General features: G+C 69.7%; 19 protein-coding genes. 7 read left to right on the forward strand and 12 right to left on the reverse strand.

Features of this window, described 5'->3' with window-relative positions; genetic code table 11:
- Positions 1 to 131: 131 nt before the first annotated feature.
- Genes B0920_RS13080 through xapA form a run of 4 tightly spaced genes read right to left on the reverse strand, consistent with a single transcriptional unit; the run spans position 132 to position 5,542 of the window.
- On the reverse strand, positions 132 to 2,510 hold the full coding sequence (locus tag B0920_RS13080) for an aldehyde dehydrogenase family protein (RefSeq protein WP_373887885.1): 2,379 nt from the start codon (positions 2,508 to 2,510) through the stop codon (positions 132 to 134).
- Between the two features lie 18 nt (positions 2,511 to 2,528).
- Positions 2,529 to 3,485 carry a deoxyribose-phosphate aldolase gene (gene deoC, locus B0920_RS13085; RefSeq protein ID WP_078032914.1) on the reverse strand — a complete coding sequence of 319 codons (957 nt, stop codon included), beginning with the start codon at positions 3,483 to 3,485 and terminating at the stop codon, positions 2,529 to 2,531.
- Positions 3,482 to 4,675: a phosphopentomutase gene (locus tag B0920_RS13090; RefSeq protein WP_078032915.1), complete on the reverse strand. Its 1,194-nt coding sequence runs from the start codon at positions 4,673 to 4,675 to the stop codon at positions 3,482 to 3,484. The genes deoC and B0920_RS13090 overlap by 4 nt, the downstream gene beginning before the upstream one ends.
- 24 nt (positions 4,676 to 4,699) lie before the next feature.
- Positions 4,700 to 5,542, reverse strand: coding sequence for a xanthosine phosphorylase (xapA, locus tag B0920_RS13095; RefSeq protein ID WP_078032916.1), 843 nt, complete (start codon positions 5,540 to 5,542; stop codon positions 4,700 to 4,702).
- A gap of 258 nt (positions 5,543 to 5,800) precedes the next feature.
- Between xapA and B0920_RS13100 the strand changes: the two genes are divergently transcribed.
- Genes B0920_RS13100 through B0920_RS13115 form a run of 4 tightly spaced genes read left to right on the forward strand, consistent with a single transcriptional unit; the run spans position 5,801 to position 9,634 of the window.
- Entirely contained in the window at positions 5,801 to 6,919 is a 1,119-nt protein-coding gene (locus B0920_RS13100) for a carbohydrate kinase (protein WP_078032917.1), read from the forward strand.
- Positions 6,920 to 6,921: 2 nt separating this feature from the next.
- The gene (locus B0920_RS13105; protein WP_078032918.1) at positions 6,922 to 7,842 is read left to right on the forward strand and encodes a pseudouridine-5'-phosphate glycosidase; all 921 of its coding nucleotides are present in this window, start codon (positions 6,922 to 6,924) and stop codon (positions 7,840 to 7,842) included.
- Between the two features lie 10 nt (positions 7,843 to 7,852).
- A complete protein-coding gene (locus B0920_RS13110) occupies positions 7,853 to 8,776 on the forward strand; it encodes a LysR family transcriptional regulator (protein WP_078032919.1) in 924 nt (307 codons plus the stop codon).
- A 51-nt stretch (positions 8,777 to 8,827) separates the two neighbouring features.
- Complete coding sequence (locus B0920_RS13115; RefSeq protein ID WP_078032920.1) at positions 8,828 to 9,634, forward strand: nucleotidyltransferase domain-containing protein; 807 nt, start codon at positions 8,828 to 8,830, stop codon at positions 9,632 to 9,634.
- On the opposite strand, the gene B0920_RS13120 is transcribed toward B0920_RS13115, so the two are convergent.
- Positions 9,604 to 10,542, reverse strand: a complete 939-nt coding sequence (locus B0920_RS13120) for a LysR family transcriptional regulator (protein ID WP_179119153.1) — start codon at positions 10,540 to 10,542, stop codon at positions 9,604 to 9,606. The two genes, B0920_RS13115 and B0920_RS13120, sit on opposite strands and share 31 nt — an antisense overlap.
- A 64-nt stretch (positions 10,543 to 10,606) precedes the next feature.
- Between B0920_RS13120 and B0920_RS25965 the strand changes: the two genes are divergently transcribed.
- Positions 10,607 to 10,966 carry a cupin domain-containing protein gene (locus B0920_RS25965; protein ID WP_179119154.1) on the forward strand — a complete coding sequence of 120 codons (360 nt, stop codon included), beginning with the start codon at positions 10,607 to 10,609 and terminating at the stop codon, positions 10,964 to 10,966.
- 18 nt (positions 10,967 to 10,984) lie between these two features.
- Here the strand turns inward: B0920_RS25965 and B0920_RS13130 are convergent, their stop codons facing one another.
- The 3 genes from B0920_RS13130 to B0920_RS13140 all read right to left on the reverse strand — a co-directional run bounded on the left by B0920_RS13130 (position 10,985) and on the right by B0920_RS13140 (position 15,449).
- Positions 10,985 to 14,098: a PAS domain-containing sensor histidine kinase gene (locus B0920_RS13130; RefSeq protein ID WP_078032922.1), complete on the reverse strand. Its 3,114-nt coding sequence runs from the start codon at positions 14,096 to 14,098 to the stop codon at positions 10,985 to 10,987.
- Between the two features lie 160 nt (positions 14,099 to 14,258).
- The gene (locus tag B0920_RS13135) at positions 14,259 to 14,828 is read right to left on the reverse strand and encodes a PEP-CTERM sorting domain-containing protein (protein WP_179119155.1); all 570 of its coding nucleotides are present in this window, start codon (positions 14,826 to 14,828) and stop codon (positions 14,259 to 14,261) included.
- A 42-nt stretch (positions 14,829 to 14,870) separates the two neighbouring features.
- A complete protein-coding gene (locus tag B0920_RS13140) occupies positions 14,871 to 15,449 on the reverse strand; it encodes a PEP-CTERM sorting domain-containing protein (RefSeq protein WP_078032924.1) in 579 nt (192 codons plus the stop codon).
- 219 nt (positions 15,450 to 15,668) lie between these two features.
- On the opposite strand from B0920_RS13140, the gene B0920_RS13145 reads away from it, so the two are divergent.
- Positions 15,669 to 16,205 carry a hypothetical protein gene (locus tag B0920_RS13145; RefSeq protein WP_229455479.1) on the forward strand — a complete coding sequence of 179 codons (537 nt, stop codon included), beginning with the start codon at positions 15,669 to 15,671 and terminating at the stop codon, positions 16,203 to 16,205.
- On the opposite strand, the gene pcp is transcribed toward B0920_RS13145, so the two are convergent.
- From pcp to B0920_RS13165, 4 genes are read right to left on the reverse strand one after another with little or no spacing between them, the layout of a single operon-like run.
- Positions 16,153 to 16,800 carry a pyroglutamyl-peptidase I gene (gene pcp, locus B0920_RS13150; RefSeq protein ID WP_078032925.1) on the reverse strand — a complete coding sequence of 216 codons (648 nt, stop codon included), beginning with the start codon at positions 16,798 to 16,800 and terminating at the stop codon, positions 16,153 to 16,155. The genes B0920_RS13145 and pcp overlap by 53 nt on opposite strands.
- On the reverse strand, positions 16,797 to 17,753 hold the full coding sequence (locus tag B0920_RS13155; protein WP_078032926.1) for a DUF979 domain-containing protein: 957 nt from the start codon (positions 17,751 to 17,753) through the stop codon (positions 16,797 to 16,799). Before B0920_RS13155 ends, pcp begins: the two co-directional genes overlap by 4 nt.
- Positions 17,750 to 18,442, reverse strand: coding sequence for a DUF969 domain-containing protein (locus B0920_RS13160; protein ID WP_078032927.1), 693 nt, complete (start codon positions 18,440 to 18,442; stop codon positions 17,750 to 17,752). The genes B0920_RS13155 and B0920_RS13160 overlap by 4 nt, the downstream gene beginning before the upstream one ends.
- Before the next feature lie 58 nt (positions 18,443 to 18,500).
- The gene (locus tag B0920_RS13165) at positions 18,501 to 18,803 is read right to left on the reverse strand and encodes a YciI-like protein (RefSeq protein ID WP_078032928.1); all 303 of its coding nucleotides are present in this window, start codon (positions 18,801 to 18,803) and stop codon (positions 18,501 to 18,503) included.
- Positions 18,804 to 18,943: 140 nt separating this feature from the next.
- Here B0920_RS13165 and B0920_RS13170 point away from each other — a divergent pair, with 140 nt between their 5' ends.
- On the forward strand, positions 18,944 to 19,483 hold the full coding sequence (locus B0920_RS13170; RefSeq protein ID WP_078032929.1) for a DUF2231 domain-containing protein: 540 nt from the start codon (positions 18,944 to 18,946) through the stop codon (positions 19,481 to 19,483).
- Positions 19,484 to 19,513: the final 30 nt, after the last annotated feature.

Raw genomic sequence — 19,513 nt, forward strand, 5'->3', positions numbered from 1 at the left:
GCTGCGTTTGATTGTGCGGCATTGCGTCGGACTTGGATTCCCGCCTTCGCGGGAATGACGTTGGTTTAGGTTGTTGGCGATTCCGGTACGGTGGCGCTCCGGGCTATGGGGCGATCCCGTACGCAGGCGTATTACACGCCGTACGGAATCCACACGTTCTTCACCTGGCTCGCATGCTGCAGCACCGCGCGGCCGGCGGCCTGCTTCGGATCGAACCAGTCACGCCCCTTCGCCCCACCGGTCCAGGTGCGCTTGAGCGAATCGGCCGACAGGCGCTCCACTTCCGCGCAGCCTTCGGCCGAACCGTCGTGGCGCCACACGGCGTCCACGTCGGCATGCGAGGCCAGGGTGCGCGCCAGTTCGTCCGCGCTGCCGGTGACGATGTTGAGCGCGCCGCCCGGCAGGTCCGAGGTGTCCAGCACCTGGTACAGGTCGGTCGCGCTCAGCGGATGCGCTTCCGAGGGCACCGCCACCACGCGGTTGCCCAGCGCCAGGGCCGGGGCCACCAGCGAGACGAAGCCCAGCAGCGGGTTCTCGTTCGGGCAGATGATGCCGATCACGCCCACCGGCTCGTTCAGCGCCACGGTGATGCCGTGCATCGGCGGCTGGTGCGCCTGGCCGTCGTACTTGTCGGCCCAGGCCGCCCAGTAGAACAGGCGCTCGATCGCCGCCTGCACTTCGCGTTCGGCGTTCTTGCTGCCGGTCTGCGCCGCGATGCGGGCCGCGAATTCGCCAGCGCGGATCGCCAGGTTCTCGGCGATGTAGTACAGCACCTGCGCGCGGTTGTGCGCGCTCGCCTTGGCCCAGCCGGCCGCCTTGTGCGCGGCTTCCACCGCATTGCGGATGTCCTTGCGGTTGCCCTCGCCCACGTCGGCCAGGAAGGCGCCGTCCGCGCCGTGGATCGCGCGGCTGTAGGCGCCGTCCGGGCGCGCCTGCTTGCCGCCGATGTAGAGCTTGGCCGTGCGGTCGACCGCGAACGGATCGTCGCCCTCCGCCGGCTTGAGCTTGCCCTTCTCGGCCAGCACCGGCGCGGCGGGACGCGCGTCCTCGGACAGCGGGGTCAGGTACTCGTACATGCCTTCCTTGCCGCCCTCGCGGCCATAGCCCGATTCCTTGTAGCCGCCGAAGCCGCAGGCCGCGTCGAACTGGTTGGCGGTGTTGATCCACACCACGCCGGCTTTGATCTGCGGCGCCACGTCCAGCGCCAGCGAGATCGACTCGCTCCACACGCAGGCCGCCAGGCCGTACACGGTGTTGTTGGCCAGTTGCACCGCCTCGCCCGGGGTGCGGAAGCTCATCGCCACCAGCACCGGGCCGAAGATCTCGGCCTGGGCCACGGCGGCCGAGGTCGAGGCGCCGGTGATCAGGGTCGGCAGGTACCAGGAGCCCGAGGTCGGCATGTCGCCGGCCGGCTGCCACACTTCGCAGCCTTCGGCGCGGGCCGATTCCACCAGGCCGTGGATGCGCTGCTGCTGGACCGGGTCCACCAGCGCGCCGATGTCGTTCGACTTGTCCAGCGGCGAGCCGACGCGCAGGTTCTGCATGCGCGCCTTGACCTTGGCGATGAACTTCCCATACACCGATTCCTGCACCAGCAGGCGCGAGCCGGCGCAGCAGACCTGGCCCTGGTTGAACCAGATCGAATCGACCAGGCCTTCGACGGCGGCGTCGAGGTCGGCGTCGTCGAACACGATGAAGGGCGACTTGCCGCCCAGTTCCAGCGACAGCTTCTTGCCGCTGCCGGCGGTGGCCTTGCGAATCAGGCGGCCGACTTCGGTCGAGCCGGTGAAGGCCAGCTTGTCGATGCCCGGATGGTTGACGATGGCCTCGCCCACGCGGCCGTCGCCGGTGACGATGTTCACCACGCCGGCCGGCACGCCGGCGCGCTGGCAGATCTCGGCGAACAGCAGCGCGGTCAGCGGCGTGTACTCGGCCGGCTTGAACACCACGGTGTTACCGGCCGCCAGGGCCGGGGCGATCTTCCAGGCCAGCATCAGCAGCGGGAAATTCCAGGGCACGATCTGGCCCACCACGCCCACGGCGCGGTAGTCGGCGAATTCTTCCGACTGCAGCTGGGCCCAGCCGGCGTGATGGTAGAAGTGGCGCGCGGCCAGCGGCAGGTCGGCGTCGCGGGTCTCGCGGATGGTCTTGCCGTTGTCCAGGGTCTCGAGCACCGCGAACAGGCGCGCGTGCTTCTGCAGCAGGCGGGCCAGCGCGTACATCACCTTGGCGCGGCCATGGCCGCCCAGGGCCACCCAGCCCGGCTGGGCGCGGCGCGCGGCCTGCACCGCGCGCTCGACATCGGCGGCGGTGGCCTGGGTCACCTGGGCCAGTTCGCTGCCGTCGGCCGGGTTGTTGGAGGCGAAGGTCTCGCCTGCTTCGGTCCAGGCGTTGTCGATGAACAGTCCGAAACGGCGTCCATGCTGCTCCAGCCACGCTTGCGCTTCCTTGGTGCTTTCTGGTGCGGGGCCGTAATCCATGGTCTGAAGAATCTCTTTAATTGTTGGCATGACGAATCCGTGGGATGTTTAAGGTTGCGCGTGGCGGTGGGCAGCCGAGTAGTTGCCGGTCACGTAGTGCTCGAGCTGGCGCTCGATGTCGGTCAGCAGGCTCGAGGCGCCGATGCGGAACAGGTGCGGCTGCAGCCAGTCGTTGCCCAGCTCTTCCTTCATCACGGTCAGGTATTGCAGCGCGGCCTTGGCGGTCGAGACGCCGCCGGCCGGCTTGTAGCCGACCTGGAAGCCGGTCATCTCGTAGTACTCGCGGATCGCGCGCACCATCACCAGCGACACCGGGATGGTGGCGTTCACGCCTTCCTTGCCGGTCGAGGTCTTGATGAAGTCCGCGCCGGCCATCATGCACACCCACGAGGCCTTGGCCACGTTCTCCAGGGTCACCAGGTCGCCGGTGGCGAGGATGGCCTTGACGTGCGCCTCGCCGCAGGCCTGGCGGTAGGCCAGCATCTCGTCGTACAGGGCCTGCCAGTTGCCGGTCAGGACGTGCTGGCGGGTGATCACGATGTCGATCTCGGTCGCGCCGGCGGCCACCGACAGCTCGATCTCGCGGATCTTGGTCTCCAGGCTGGACAGGCCGGCCGGGAAGGCGGTCGACACCGCGGCGATCGGCAGGCGGCCCTGCAGCACCTTGACTGCCGGCTGGATCATTTCGTGGTAGACGCACACCGCGCCGGTCGACAGGCTGTCCAGGCCCAGGGCCTGCATCAGGTCGGTGCGGATCGGGCGCATCGCCTTCATGCACAGGCGCTCGACGCGGCCCGGGGTGTCGTCGCCCGACAGGGTGGTCAGGTCCATGCATTCGATGGCGCGGATCAGCCAGGCCGCCTGGTATTCCTTCTTGACCGTGCGGCGGTTCGCCAGGCTAGCGGCGCGGCGGTCGGCCGCATTGCGGTTGACCTTGATGCCGTTGACCAGGCCCAGGTCCAGGCCGACGGCGGTGTTACGTTTGAAATCCAGGGGCTGGGTCATAGCAGTGCGGTTCCGTTGGAAAGAGGTTTGACGCCCAGGTGCTTGGCCAGGGTGGCGCCGATGTCGGAGAAGGTAGAAGCGGTCGGCAGCTCGCGCGCCGGGACGGCCGGGCCGAAGAACAGCATCGGGATGTGCTCGCGGGTGTGGTCGGAGCCGGCGGCGGTCGGGTCGCAGCCATGGTCGGCGGTGATCACGACCATGTCGCCCTCCTTCAGCCTGGCCATGAATTCCGGCAGGCGCGCGTCCAGCTCGTGCAGGGCGTTGGCATAGCCCGCCACGTCGCGGCGGTGGCCGAAGTGCATGTCGAAGTCGACGAAGTTCACGAAGCTCAGCGATTTCTCGGGCGCGGTCTCGGTCACCTCGAGCAGGCGGTCGAACAGGGCCATGTTGTCCGGGCCCTTGATCAGCTGGGTCACGCCCTGGGCCGCGAAGATGTCGCTGATCTTGCCCAGTGCGATCACCTCGCCGCCGGCGTCCTTGACGTGGTCGAGCAGGGTCGGGCTGGTCGGCGGCACGGCGTAGTCGTGGCGGTTGGCGGTGCGCTTGTAGTTGCCGTTCTCGCCCAGGAAGGGACGGGCGATCACGCGGCCGATGTTGTAGGGCTTGACCAGCTCGTAGGCCGCCTCGCAGACCTGGTACAGGCGCTCCAGGCCGAAGTGCTCTTCGTGCGCGGCGATCTGCAGCACCGAGTCGGCCGAGGTGTAGAGGATGGGCTTGCCGGTGGCGACGTGCTCGTCGCCCAGCTCGGTGATGATGGTGGTGCCCGAGGCGTGGCAGTTGCCCAGCCAGCCCGGCACGCCCGTCAGCTCCTGCAGCTTGTCGGTCAGCTCCTTGGGGAAGGACGGCACGGTCTTGGGGAAGTAGCCCCAGTCGAACAGCACCGGCACGCCGGCGATTTCCCAATGGCCGCTCTGGGTGTCCTTGCCGGTCGACTGCTCGCGCGCGACGCCCCAGGCGCCGCTGAAGCCGTCGCGCAGGGCAAAGCCCGGCGCCCATTCGCCGCTGGCCTTGTGCGCGGCGGCCGCCAGGCCCAGGCGCTCGAGGTTGGGCAGGGACAGCGGCTTGCCCTCCTTCGCCGCCCACTGGGCGATGTGGCCGAAGGTGTTGGCGCCGGCGTCGCCGTATTTGTCGGCGTCGGGCAGCGCGCCCAGGCCGAAGGAATCAAGCAGGAGGATGAATGCGCGTGACATGGCGGGCCTCGCTAAATGGGTGGATCAGGCTGCGGCGGGCGGGGTGGCGCCCAGGCGCTCGATGAAGGACTGGATCAGGGTGACCATGTCCTTGGCGGCGATCGCGGCGTACTTCAGGGTCTGCTCGTGCGACAGCGCGAACGGGGTCAGGCCTTCGGCCAGGTTGGTGATGGCCGAGACGGCGGCGACCTTCAGGCCGCAGTGGCGGGCGGCGATCACTTCCGGGATCAGGGACATGCCGACCACGTCGGCGCCCAGGGTCTTGAAGGCGCGGATTTCGGCGGCGGTCTCGAAGTGCGGGCCGGCGGCGGCCAGGTAGACGCCCTCGTGCAGGGTGATGCCCTTCTCCACCGCGGTGGCTTTCACCAGCGCGCGCACCTCGGCGTCGTAGGCGTTGGCCATGCTGAAGAAGCGCGGGCCGAAGCGCTCGTCGTTGGGGCCGGCCATCGGGCTGCCCGGCAGGAAGTTGATGTGGTCGCTGATCGCGACCAGCGAGCCGGCATCGGCCTCGACCCGCAGCGAACCGGCGGCATTGGTCACGAACAGGAGTTCGGCGCCCAGCAGCTTGAGGGTGCGGATGGCCGAGGTCATCACGCCCGGGCCATAGCCTTCGTAGAAGTGGCCGCGGCCCTTCATGCAGGCGACCGGCACGCCGTTCAGCAGGCCCAGCACCAGCTCACCCGCGTGGCCGTGCACGGTGCTGATCGGGAAGCCCGGCAGGTCGGCGTAGCTGATCGACACCGCGTCGGTCATCTGCTCGGCCAGCACGCCGAGGCCGGAACCGAGGATCAGCGCCACGCGCGGCGTAAAGCCCGGCTTGCGGGCGCGGATGATGGCTTCGGCGTCGAATGGAGTCGTGCTGGACATGGGGCTTCCTTGTTGTGTGCGTGTCGGGGGAGATCGGGAAGGCTGTGACGCCGGCTTGCTGATGCGAAGTGTGGCCGGGTTAGCCGAATATTATAACTATGCATGAGGGTCGATATGTATGGCAAATACCATTTTTCTTGTCGATTTATATGGGAAATCAATAAATTGATGCATCGGATACAACTCATGCATACATCGCTGATTGACTTGCTCCAAACAGTTATCTAGTATCGACAAACATTTGTCAGAGATATCCCCGTGAGCGAGCCGCACAAGAAGGAACAGCTGTTCGAGCTGATCCGCGCCAACCCCTTCATCTCCCAGCAGGATCTTGCGAGCCAGCTGGGACTGTCGCGTTCCGCCGTCGCCAACTACATCGCGACCCTGGTGCGCGAGCGCCGCATCCTGGGCCGCGCCTACGTTCTGCCGGACCGCCGCCCCATCGTCTGCGTCGGCGCGGCCAATCTCGACCGCAAGCTGCGCAGCCTCGGTCCCCTGGGCCTGGGCACCTCGAACCCGGCGCGCCAGGACGAATCCTTCGGCGGCGTGGCGCGCAACATCGCCGAGAACCTGGCGCGCCTGGGCGCGCCGGTGGCCCTGGTCACCGCCGTCGGCGGCGACGCCTCGGGCCGCGCCCTGCTCGCCCACGCGGAAAGCGCCGGCATCGACACCCGCGCCGCCCTGCGCCTCGAAGGCGCCGCCAGCGGCACCTATACCGCGGTGCTCGACCAGGACGGCGAGATGGCGGTGGCCCTGGCCGACATGGCGATCTACGAGGCCCTCACGCCGGCCTTCCTCGCCAGCCGCGAACAGCTGCGCGCCGGAGCGGCCCTGGTGGTGGCCGACCTCAACCTGCCCCAGGACAGCGTCGCCGCCCTGCTGGCCGACGCCGAGCGCCACCAGACGCCCCTGGTGCTGGTGGCCGTGTCCGAGCCGAAGATGGCGCGCCTGCCGCGCCGCCTGGACGGCCTGCGCCTGCTGATCCTGAACGCCGGCGAGCTGGCGGTGCGCGCCGGCCGCCCGCTCGACACCGACGCCGAGATCGCGGCCGCCTGCGATGCGCTGCGGCGCGATGGCGCCCAGGACGTGATCGTCACGCGCGGCGCGGCCGGCGTGCTGTATACAACCGACGGCGGCCTGGCCCGACTGGACGCGCCGCCCGCCCGCGTGGTCGACGTCACCGGCGCCGGCGACGCCTTTGCCGCCGCCGTGTGCTGGTCGCTGCACGGCGGCGAAGCCGACCTGGCCCAGGCCTGCCGCCGCGGCCTGCAGCTCGCGGCCGACACCATCGCCTGCGAGCAGACGGTCTCGCCTGCGCTCGCGCCGGGCCGTTTCGACGCTCCCCTCAACGCCTCACCGCTTAACTGTCAGGACTGACCATGCACTCCTTCCTCCTGTTCTCGCCCGAAGTCGCCGCCGCGCGCGCCGCCGGCAAACCCATCGTCGCGCTCGAATCGACCATCATCTCGCACGGCATGCCCTACCCGCAGAACGTGCAGACCGCGCGCGAGGTCGAGACGGTGATCCGCGAGGCCGGCGCGGTGCCGGCCACCATCGCCATCATCGGCGGCAAGATCTGCATCGGCCTTTCCGAAGAACAGCTCGAACTGCTCGGCTCCTCGCCGGAGGCGATCAAGGTCAGCCGCCGCGACCTGGCCTATGTGCTCGCCCAGGGCAAGCTGGGGGCCACCACCGTGGCCGCCACCATGATCTGCGCGGCCCTGGCCGGCATCGAAGTCTTCGTCACCGGCGGCATCGGCGGCGTGCACCGCGGCGCCGAGACCAGCTTCGACATCTCGGCCGACCTGCAGGAACTGGCCCAGACCAGCGTGGCCGTGGTGTGCGCGGGCGTGAAGTCCATCCTCGACATCGGCCTGACCCTGGAATACCTCGAGACCCACGGCGTGCCGGTGGTGAGCGTGGGCCAGGAAGCCTTCCCCGCCTTCTTCACCCGCGACAGCGGCTTCAAGGCCGATTTCCGGATCGACGCGCCGGAAGACCAGGCCGCCTTCATCCGCACCAAGTGGCAGCTCGGCCTGACGGGCGGCGTGGTGCTCAGCAATCCGGTGCCGGAAGCCGCGGCCATGGCGCCCGCCGAGATCGACGCCATCATCGGCCAGGCGCTGGACGAAGCCGGGGCCCGGGGCGTGAGCGGCAAGGCGGTCACGCCCTTCCTGCTGGGCCGCATCAAGGAACTCACCGGCGGGCGCAGCCTCGCCACCAACATCGCCCTGGTCAAGCACAACGCCCTCATCGGCGCGCGCCTGGCCCTGGCCCTGCACCGCACCGCCCACGCCTGACGCGCCGCCCATGTCGATCGACCTCAAACAGCTCAAGTACTTCCTCGCGGTCGCTGAAGAGAAGAGCTTCAGCCGCGCCGCCGAACGCCTGCACATCTCGCAGCCGCCGCTGAGCCAGCAGATCATGAAGCTGGAGAGCGAGCTGGGAGTGCGCCTGTTCACCCGCACCACCCGCAGCTTCGAGCTGACCGTGGCCGGCAAGGCCTTGATGGTCGAGGCGGCCGAACTGCTGGGCAAGATGCGCATGACCATCGACACCATCCGCCAGATCGACCGCGGCGAGGTCGGCCGGCTGCGGGTGGGCATCGTCGGCTCCGCGATGTGGGGGCCGATCCCGCGCCTGCTGGAGCAGTTCCAGAGCCAGTTCCCGCGCGTGACCTGGACCATCCACGAACTGGGCCCGAACGACCAGTGGGAAGCGCTGCGCAACCGCCAGATCGACGTCGGCTTCTGGCGCGAGCCGCGCATCGAGCCCGAGGTGCTCAAGCAGGCCAACCTGCGCCAGGACCTGTGCTTCCCCGAGAACGTGTGCGTGGCGATCAACGAGCGGCATCCGCTCGCCGCCCGCGCCGACATCGAGCTGATCGACATCGCGAACGAGCCGATGCTGACCCTGCACCTGACCCAGTCGGCCGAGCCGCGCTACCTGATCCAGTGCTGCGTGAACGCCGGCTTCGAGCCGATGATCTTCCAGGAGGCGGCCGAACCCCAGACCCTGCTGGCCATGGTCGGCGCCGGCCTGGGCGTGGCCCTGCTGCCCGAGACCACCGGGCGCATCGGCTGGCCGGGCGTGAAGTTCATGCCGATCCGGACCAACCCGCCGTCGGCCAACCTGTACATCAGCTACCTGGCCCAGGACGACGCGCCCGTGGTGCGCGCCTTCCTCAAGATCCTGGCGCCCGATCCCCAGGCAGGCCCCCGGGCTGGCGGCTGATGCGGCTTCCTTGCTAGACTGTCAGGCCGACACGTCCAGCAAAGGAAGCCGATGCGCCACGACCTGCCCGCCACCCTGCCCGCTCCCCATCGCGCCTTCATCGACCGCGCACTGGCCCTGCTGCCGCAGGACCCGCGCCTGGTCGGCCTGGCCGCCGCCGGCTCTTTTCTGACCGGCGCGATGGACGAATTCAGCGACCTCGACCTGATCGTCGTCACCGAGCCCGCGCACCAGGAGGCCTTGCTGCGCGAGCGCGACGCCATCGCAGGACAGCTCGGCAACTACCTGGCCGGCTTCAGCGGCGAGCACGTGGGCGAGCCACGCGTGCTCATCACCCTTTACGACGATCCCCTGCTGCACGTCGATCTCAAGTTCGTCTCGCTCGACGACGTCCACGTGCGGGTCGAGGAGCCGGCCGTGCTGTGGGAGCGCGACGGGCGCGTGAGCGCCGCGCTGGCGCTCGGCGCCGGACGCTTTCCCCAGCCCGACATCGCCTGGATCGAGGCGCGCTTCTGGATCTGGGTCCACTACGGCGCATCCAAGATCGGACGCGGCGAACTGTTCGAGGCGATCGATATGCTCGGTTTCATGCGCTCCGCCGTGCTCGGCCCGCTGGCGCTGCAGCGTGCCGGGGCCCGCCCGCAAGGGGTGCGCCGCATCGAGACCCACGACCCGGCCTTCGCCCGGCAGCTGCGCGGCACCTTGCCGTCCTACGACGCGGCGGATTGCGTCCGCGCCCTGCGCGCCTGCGTGAGCCTGTACCGCGAACTGCGCCTGGCGTCGCCGGACGCGCGCCCGAATGTCCGCGCCGAGATGGCGGCGCTGCGCTACCTGGACCGGATCGCCGACGCTACCTGAGCTTCGGCCTGGCCGAAATGGCGCCGCGCCTCGTCGAGGAAGGCGTCGAGTTCGGCCGGCAGCCAGGGCGCGTCCGGGTAGAGCAGGTTCACCGCCAGCGGCTGCGGGCGCCAGGCGGCCAGCACCTCGACCAGCCGGCCCTGCTCCAGGTGGTCCTGCACCAGCAGCGCCGGCAGTTGCGCCAGGCCGAAGCCGGCCAGGACCGCCTGCACCAGGGCCTGGCCGTCGTCAATCACGGCGCAGCAGCGCCAGGCCGGGGCGGCTTCCGATAACTGCACCGGGCGCGTCTTGCCGGTGTCCGGCAGGCGGAACAGCAGGCCTTCATGCTCCCCCAGTGCCGCCGGCCTGTCCGGCGTGCCGGCGCGCGCCAGGTAGGCCGGCGCGGCGCACACCAGCAGCGGTGTGCTCCCCAGCGGCAGGGCGCGGGTGCGGCTGTCCTTCAGGTGGCCGAAGCGGATCGCCAGGTCGTTGCGGTCGCGCACCAGGTCGCTGTGGGCGTCGCTCACGTTCAGGCGCAGCTGCACCTGAGGATGGCGCGCGCGGTAGGCCCGCAGCAGGGGCGCCAGCCAGGCCAGGGTGCCGCCCGGCACCGACAACGCGAGCTGGCCGGTCAGGGCGGCCGGCGCGGCCAGGGTCGCCTGCAGGCGGTCGAGCTCGGCCAGCAGCGCGCCGTAGGCCTCGTAGGCGCGCAATCCCCTTTCGGTCGGCACCACGCGCCGGTTGTCGCGCGCCAGCAGCTGGACGCCGAGTTCGGCCTCCAGGCGCGAGATGTTCTTGCTCACCGCGGAAGGCGTCAGGCCGAGGGCGCGCGCGGCGCTGGCGATGCCGCCGGTGCGCACCGTCTGCACGAAGGAGCGCTGCTTCACCAGTTCGGGGGTGCTGACTTTTTGTCCATTCGATGATGACATGCGGTGTCGTTTTCGCGCCGCGCGGCGCGCTCTATCATGTGCTTCATTTTTGAGGAGCATCGCCATGGAAGTCAGCCACGTCGACACGATCGCCCCGGTCTCCCTGCCCGGCATCGAACACCGGACCCTTGCCGCCGGCGGGGCCATGGAAGTATGGCAGCAATCGCTGGCGGCGGGAACCGCCACTCCCATGCACCGCCACGACTGCGAGGAAGTGGTGATCTTCACCGGCGGGCGCGGCATGGTCCTGGCCGGCGGCCGCGAGCTGCCCTGCGCGGCCGGCACCGTGCTGCGCTGCGCGCCGAACGAGGTGCACCAGATCGTGAATACCGGCGACGAGGCCCTGACCCTGTATGGGATCCTGTCGGTGTCGCCGGTCCCGGTGCAGGACGCCGCCGGCCAGCCGATCCCCCTGCCCTGGTAAGCCTGCCTGCGACAGCCGCTAGGCGACCGTGGCCGGCTTCACCGTCGCCACCAGCTTCGCCAGGCTGTCGAGGTCGACCGGCTTGGTCAGGTGGTGGTCGAAGCCGGCCTCGCGCGAACGCTGGCGATCGTCTTTTGCGCCCCAGCCAGTGACCGCGGCCAGCACCGTGCACGCCAGCCCCGCTTCCTCGCGGATCGCGCGCGCCACCTGGTAGCCGTCCATGCCAGGCATGCCGATGTCGAGCAGCGCCAGGTCGGGCCGGAATGCGCGCGCAGCCGCCAGCGCCGAAAGGCCGTCCTGGGCGGTGCGCACCGTGTGCCCCTCCATCTCTAGCATCTGGGCCAGCAGCTCGGCGGCGTCCTGGTTGTCGTCGGCCACCAGGATGCGCAGGTTCTCGCGCTGCTCTTCGCCGCGCCGCTCGGCGGCTGGCGCCGATGCCGGCCCGCCCTCGCCGCGCGCGGCGGCCAGCGGCAGGCGCAAGCTGAAGGTGCTGCCCCCGTTCGGCCCTGGACTGGAGACAGAGACCGTGCCCCCGTGCTTCTCGGTCAGGCGCTTGACCAGGTTGAGCCCGATCCCCAGCCCGCCCTGGGCATAGTCCATGCCGTGGCGTCCCTGGTTGAACATCTGGAACAGCCCGGGCAAGGCCTCGGGCGGGATGCCGATGCCGTTGTCGGCCACCTCCACCACCGCCTGCTCGCCCTCGCGCTTCACGCTCAAGGCGATGCTGCCCTGCGGCGGCGTGTACTTGGCCGCATTGGTGAGCAGGTTGCCGATCACCTGGGCCAGGCGGTGGGCGTCCGCCTCCAGCCAGAGCGTCTCGCCGGCCGCGTTCACCCGCAGCGCGTGGCGCTTCTCCTCGATCAGCGGCATGGCCGTTTCGACCGCGCTGGCCACGATCTCGTCCAGGGCCACGCGCGCCTTCTTGAGCGCCACCTTGCCGCTCTGGACCCGCGCCAGGTCGAGCAGGTCGTTGACCAGGTGGACCAGGTGATTGACCTGGCGCTCCATCATGCCGCGCAGGCGCGCAATGGAGGCCGGGTCGCCGGAACCCAGGCGCATCAGGTCCAGGCCGGTGCGGATCGGCGCCAGCGGATTGCGCAGCTCGTGCGCCAGGGTGGCCAGGAATTCGTTCTGGCGCTGGTTGGCGCGCGCCAGGTCGGAGGCAAGCTGGCGCAGTTCCTCGTCCACCCGCTTTTGCTCGGTGACGTCACGGAACAGGATCGCGACCTTGTCGCGCGCATCGGGCTGGGCGCGCGCCACGAACACGTCGAACCAGCGCCCCAGCGGTTCGGCGTGGTCGAGCAGGCGCTCCGGCACGCCGCTGGCGGCCACCCGCGCATACAGCGCGTTCCAGCGCGGCTCGACGCCGGGCGCCATTTCGCGCGCGGTCTTGCCGACCGCGCCCGCCAGTCCGGTGTGGCGCTCGAACGCGGGGTTGGTCTCCAGGAAGCGGTGGTCGACCGCCGTGCCCGCCTCATCGAACACCAGCTCGACCACGCAGAAGGCTTCATCCATCGCCGTCAGCAAGGTGCGATAGCGCTCCTCGCGCGTGCGCAGGCGTTCCTCGATGTCGCGCCGCTCGGTGATGTCGAGCACCACGCCCGGCATCAGGGCCGGCGCGCCATCCTCGTATTCGATCTTGCCGCGCGCATGGAAGAAGCGGCACTGCCCGTCCGGGAGCAGGCTGCGGTAGGTCACCTGGTAGGGCGCGCCGCTGGCGATGCTGCGCTCGACATTGGCCAGCACGTTCTCGCGGTCCTCGGGATGGATGGTGCCGACCCAGACCTCGGGCGCGGCGCTGGCCGCGTCCTCGTCGCTGATGCCGTGCAGGCGCGCCATGTTGGCGTCCGAGTACAGCTTGCGCTCGCGCAGGTCGAATAGCCAGGTGCCGACTTCGCCGGCGTCGAGCGTCGCCTCGAGCCGGGCCTGGGCGTTGCGCAGGCGTTCCAGGCTCTCCTTGCGTTCGGTGACGTCGGCCGAGGTGCCGACGATGCGCAGGGGGCGGCCTTGCGCGTCGCGGTGCAGCAGGCCGGTGCACTCGAACCAGCGCAGCGCGCCGTCCGAGCGCCGGTAGAAGCGGCCTTCGACGTGCAGGCGCGCGCCGCTGTCCAGGGTGCGCGCCAGCGCCTGCCGGAACGCCGCCTCGTCGTCGCGGTGGATGACCTCGGCCATGAAGCGCGCCATGTTGGTCGGATCGCCATCGCGCGGGACGCCGAAGATCGTGTACATCATGTCGTTTTCCCACTGCGCCGTATCGCTGGCCACGTCCCAGCTCCAGATCCCGAGGTCGGCGGCCTCGCTGGCCAGGCGCAGGCGCTGCGCGCCCTCGCGCGCCTGCTCCTCGGCCGCCTTGCGGCGGGTGACGTCGACCACCACCGCCAGCACGCCCTCGACCGAGCGGCCATCGGCGCCGACCACCGGCGCCACCGTCTTGGCCACCCACACCACGGAGCCATCCTTGCGCAGGTAGCGGTTCTCGATCTCGAAGGGTTCGGCGCGCCGCGCCAGTGTGTGGAACTGGTGTATGTTGGCGGCGTAGTCATCGGGATGGATCAGCTCACGCAGGTGCCGGCCGATGGTCTCGTCCAGCGACCGCCCCAGGATGCGGCAATAGGCCTCGTTGGCGCGCACGATGCGGCCGTCCATGCCGGCTTCGGCGATCCCTGCCACGCTCTGTGTGAACAGGGACTGGAAATGCGCCTGGTTGCGGTCGCGCTCCTGCGCGCGGTCCTCGCCGCCCACGCGCATGACGCACATCCCTGCCGGCGCCCCGGCGTCGTCGCGCAAGGCAGAGCAGTGCAGCGTGCCTGCGCGGAACGGGATGCCGTCGCGCGCCTGCCGGGCCAGGGGAAGAAGTTCCGGCCAGGCCTCCTCGGCACTGCGGCCGAACGCGTCGGGGTGACGGTTGCCCAGGGTGCGGGCCATCGCCGCGTTGTAGAGCAGGATGTGCTGCGTTCCCCAGACCAGCGCCATCGGCAGCGCGGCGTCCAGCGCCAGGTGCATGGCGGCGCGCAGCGCCGGCGGCCAGCCACCCGGCTCACCTATGGGACAGGACGACCAGTCGCGCTGATTCAGCCAGGCGTGGAAAACCGACGCGTCGGGAAACGGGGTAGAAGTCGGCGATGGGCCCATGCGTCGCGTTCCGTGAAGTCGCTGTTGTTGTCGTTATGGCCGATCATAGCGCGAGTGACGGTAAACGCCTGTTCCCGCAGATTACGAACGCGCTCGCGCAACGGCTTCACCCATGCTGGCGCCGCGGCTTTACGGTCGGGCGGCGGCACCCCCTCCCATCCTAGCCGCCCGGGAGGCGCGCGCTGCGCCGCCGCGCCAGAGCGGCCAAGCCCAGCAGGCCGACGCCCAGCATTGCGTAGCTGCCCGGCTCCGGGATCGGCTGGATCGCAAAGCTGGTCTCCGCCGTCCAGCGGTATTCCTCCCGATCGTAGATGCCGGGCCTGGCCCAGATGCTTTCGGTGACGTAGGAATTACCGCTCGACAGCGTGTAATAGCCGTAACTGCCGAGCGGCGGGGTCGAGCGCGACATCCGGGTGTCCAACTGGAGCCCATCCGCTTCCGACCAGGAAAAGGCATTGATGTCGCAGTTCACCACCATGTCGCGCGGGGTCGGACAAACGATGTAGTCCACATTGAAGATTCTCAGTTCGGTGATCTCGGCCAGCTCGATGCTGGCGTTGCCGTTGAGGTCTTCACCCGTAAACCGCCCGTCGATCACGTAATCCGAGAGGAAAACATTGTCTTCGACGTCATGGAAGCCGGTCCACGAGAAGGCGTAGGTCTGGGGCGCGGCTGAGGCAAGCGCCGGCACGGCGCACAGGAAGATTGTGCAAAGCTGCTTCAGGTTCATGCTGAACTCCGTCATGGGAAACGCGAGTGAAAGGACGACCGGTCAGTGCCTGGCGCCGGCGCCTTGGCGGCGCCGCGCGAGCCCGGCCAGCCCCAGCAGGCCAGCGGCCAGCATCGCGGCGCTGCCCGGCTCGGGTACCGGCGACTGGATCTCGAAGCGTGTCTGGGCCGTGAAGCGGTATTCCGAGGTATCGACGACACCGGGGCGCGCCCAGGCGCTGGTATAGGTGAAGGAGTTGCCGCTCGACAGCTTGTGGTACTCGTAGTACGCGTTCGGCGTGCTCTCGTACGAGAGCTGGGAGCGCACCTCGAGCCCGCCGGCCTCTGACCAGGAAAAGTCGAAGATCTCGCAGCGCAGGATGCTGTCGCTGCTGCCGGTCGAGGGACAGGCCACGTGGTCGCGCTCGAACAGCGTGAGAGCGGTCAGCTCTGAGCGCTCGATGATGGCGTCGCCGTTGAGGTCCTCGCCGCTGAAACTGCCGGCGATCGTGTAGTCGGGCAGGAAAACGTCCTCTTCCACGTCATGGAAGCCGGTCCATGAGAACTGCCAGGTCTGGGGATCGGCCGCCGCGACGGCCGGGATGGCGAACAACAGGGAAACGCAAAGCCGCTTCAAGCTCATGGTGAACTCCGTTGTGGGTAACACACATTAGCGGCATGGCGCCCCTGCAGATTGCGCTTACCGCAGTGGCCGGAATGCTAGCGTGATCGCTACATTGACGGCGCAACCTTGACCATAGTCATTTTCACTTCCAGCAGATCCCGATCTGCGCGGCGACACGCCCGCGCGCCAGGCGCTACAGTCGGGCTAACAGTCGGGCTACTACATTGGAGGAAAAGGATGAGTTTGAGAAACCTGCTGTCTTCCGTACTGATCGGCGCCGTGGCCAGCGCGCGCTCGATGACGCCGATGGCGACCCTCGCCACGGCCCGCATGGCCCACCGCGACACGCCCGGCAAGCTGTTCCTGCTGGACCGCCCGCTGTTCAAGTACGGGGCGCTGGCCATGGGCGCCGGCGAACTGCTGGGCGACAAGATGAAGAGCGCCCCCGACCGCACGGTCTTCCTGGGCCTGCTGGCGCGCGTGGCCAGCGCGGGCATCGCCGGCGCGGCCCTGGCCAGGCCCGGCCGCGAGAAAGCCGGGGCCGCGGTGGCGGTCGCCACCGCCGTGCCGCTGGCCTACCTGACCCTGGCCGGGCGCAAGCGCGCCATGGCGCGCATCGGCCAGACGCGCAGCGGCCTGATCGAGGACGCGCTGATCGTGGCCGCAGGTTCGGCCATCGTGGCCCTGTCGACCCAGCCGCAGCGGCGCCCGGCCGGCGACCTCAGTGGGTGGCGCCGCCCGTCTCTGCCAGATCGCGCTCGACCGCCAGGCTGACCTCGACCGCGACGCGGATCGCGGCGATGATGTCGTCCAGCGCCATCGAGGGCGGCTGGTCCGGCCGGCCCTCGACCTGCTCGGGCAGGAAGGGGACGTGGATGAAGCCGGCCTTCAGGCCGCGCCCGGCCACGTGGTGCATCAGGCCATAGAACAGGTGATTGCAGACGAAGGTGCCGGCGGTCTGGGACACGCTGGCCGGAATGCCGCGCTCGCGCACCGCGCGCACGATGGCCTTGATCGGCAGGGTGGAAAAATAGGCGGCCGGGCCGCCGTCCACGACCGGCGTGTCGACCGGCTGCAGGCCGGCATTGTCGAGGATGGCCGCGTCGTCGACGTTGATGGCCACGCGCTCGACCGAGATGTCCGGACGCCCGCCCGCCTGCCCCACCGCGATCACGATGTCGGGGCGCAGCTCGTCGACCGCGCGGGCGATGCTCGCGATGGCCGCGCCGAACACGCAGGGCAGCTGGCGCACCTGCACTGCGAAGCCCTCGCCCCGCCAGCCTTCGAGGGCGCGCACGGCCTCCCAGGCGGGGTTGACGGTGGCCTGGTTGAAGGGCTCGAAGCCGGTGAGGAGGACGGTCTTGGTCATTGGTTCATCAGGAAGTAGAGCAGGACGATGTTCGCCGCCAGCAGCGGCAGCGCGGTCGGTATCTGGGCGCGGATGACGGCGTTCTTGTCCGGCAGGTCGAGCAGCACCGCCGGCACGATGTTGAAGTTGGCCGCCATCGGCGTCATCAGGGTGCCGCAATAGGCGCTGAACATGCCGATCGCCGCCATCACCGCCGGGTTGGCGCCGTAGATCCCGACCAGCACCGGAATCCCGACCCCGCCGGCCATCACCGGGAAGGCGGCGAAGCCATTGCCCATCACGATGGTGAACAGCGCCATGCCGATGCAGAATACCGCGACCGCCACGAAGCGCGAATCCATGCCGATGTAGGAGGTGGTGACCTGGGCCACGGCCTTGCCCACGCCGGCCTCGGTGAACAGCAGGCCGAGCACCGCCAGCATGTGGGGCAGCACCACGGCCCAGCTGATGCCGTCGATCAGGCGGCGCGCCTCGCGCACGCCCTGCAGCGGGGTCGCGCGGGTCAGCCAGCAGGCCACGCCCAGGGCCGCGAAGGCGCCGACGCCCAGGCTCACCAGGGTCAAATGCTTCGGGTCGAGCAGCGGCTGGCCGCCCAGCTGGACGTCCTTGAACAGGGTCGAGCCGAGCACGGTGACCAGGGGCAGCAGCAGGGCCGGCAGGAACAGCTTGTTGCCCAGGCGTGCGGCGCTGGCGCGGCGCTCGTCCTCGGGCGGCAGCGCTGGCTTGCCGCCGGCGACGCCGCCCAGGCCCGCCACCAGCGCCATCAGGATCATCAGGGCGCCCACGGCGGCGGCCGGCATGCGCTCGCCAGCGAGATACAGCAGCGCGTACAGCCCCCAGAACAGGCCGCTGGTGTAGCGGCGCGGATTGCTGCGGTCCAGCAGGTTAAGGATGCCGACCGCGCCCAGCAGCAGGCCGACGACGATGTAGAAATGGTCGATCGTGAGCGTCATGCGGAGCCCGTCTCGCGGCGGATCCGCGCATCCAGGCGGCGCAGGTTCCAGGCGTGGATGACGAAGGCGGTGATGGCGGTGGGAATGCCCCACAGCGCGATGTGCAGCGGGTCGACCGCGATGCCTTCGGCCTGCAGGATGGTCTGCATCAGCACGATGGCGCCGAAGGCCACGAAAATGTCCTCGCCGAAGAACAGGCCGACGTTGTCGGTGGCGGCGGCCATGGCGCGGATGCGGTGGCGCAGGTGCTCGGGCAGCTTGCCGGCGCGCGCCTCGGCGGCCGCTTCGGCCATCGGCGCCACCAGCGGGCGCACCATGGGGGCGTGTCCGCCCAGGCTGGTCAGGCCGGCGGCGGCCGTGGTCTCGCGCGCGAACAGGTAGACGATCAGCAGGCGCCCCGCGGTGGCCGAGCGCACCTTCGCGATCGCGGCCTGGGCCCGCTCGCGCAGGCCGAAGCGCTCCAGCAGGCCGATGGCGGCCAGGGGCAGCAGCAGGATCAGCGGCAGGTTGCGGGTCTTGAGGAAGGCGGCGCCGAGCGATTCGAGGATCGCCATCACCGGCATCGCGGCCGCCGCGCCGGTGACGCCGCAGGCGGCGACCACCACCAGCACCGGGTTGGCGCGCAGCAGGAAGCCCGCGACGATGACCGCCACGCCGAGCAGCGGCCACAGGTTGACGGCAGTTTGCATGGAGTCTCCGGCTGGTTGTTCTGAAAGCCGAGCAATATTACTCCATGTTCAGCCCGTTTCAGCCAGGGCGCACCGGGGTGAAGGCCAGGTCGCCGACCACGGTGTTCCACTGGCGCACGTGGAAGGCGCGCACCAGGCCGTGGGTGACGTAGGGGTCGCGCGCGGCGAACAGCTGGACCGGTTCCGGGGTGTCACAGCTGAAGACCAGCACCGCGTGGTCGGCCGGCTCGGCCAGGGCGCCTGCCAGCACCAGTTCGCCGCGCTGCTGGGCGTCCCAGGCGAGCTTCAGGTGTTCGTCGCGGAATTCGCCGCGGCGTTCGAGGTAGTCGGGGGCGAGGTCGTAGGTGAGAAGGTAGTGCACTGGAACTCCGGGCGTGGACGGGTGGAGGTCGATAGTAACGGAAAGCAGCCTGCGCGGCGAACGCGGGGCCGCGCCAAGCGTGCACCTCCCCCTTCCCCCCTGTGCCACACTGCGTTCAACTGATCAGCCAGGAGAACACCATGCCCAAGACCATGATCGCCGGCCACCTGCTCCACCCGATGTTGAACAAGGCCCCGGCCACCCTGATCCCCCTCGGCCTCGGCCTCGACCTGCTGCACCGCGCCACCGGCGACGCGCGCTACGCCGACGCCGCCTTCTACAGCCTGGCCGGCGGCCTGGCGGGCGGGATCGCGGCCGGCCTGGCCGGCGCGCGCGACTACGACACCATTCCCGAGGACACCCAGGCCAAGAGCGACGCCACCAAACACGGCATGCTCAACGCCGCCGCCATGGCCGCCACCGCCGCCAACCTGGTCAAGCGCCGCGCCACGCCCCACCACGCGCCGGCGTCCCTGGCCCTGTCCATCCTCGGCGCGGTCGCGGTGCTCGGCGCCGCCCGGCTCGGCAAGCGCATGCTGGGCGACCCCGGCATGCCGGTGGATGTCATCAAGCCGCCCGCCGGCGCCCTGCCGAACGAGGAGCGCTTCGACCACAGCGTGCTGGACGTCGACCAGTACGTCGCCACTGCGGCGGACGGCCAGCACCCGGTGCACACCTGATTCGTTGTATTAAAACAACTAAAACCCCGC

Origin of the sequence: Massilia sp. KIM, assembly GCF_002007115.1 — a bacterium.
GTDB lineage: Bacteria > Pseudomonadota > Gammaproteobacteria > Burkholderiales > Burkholderiaceae_D > Telluria.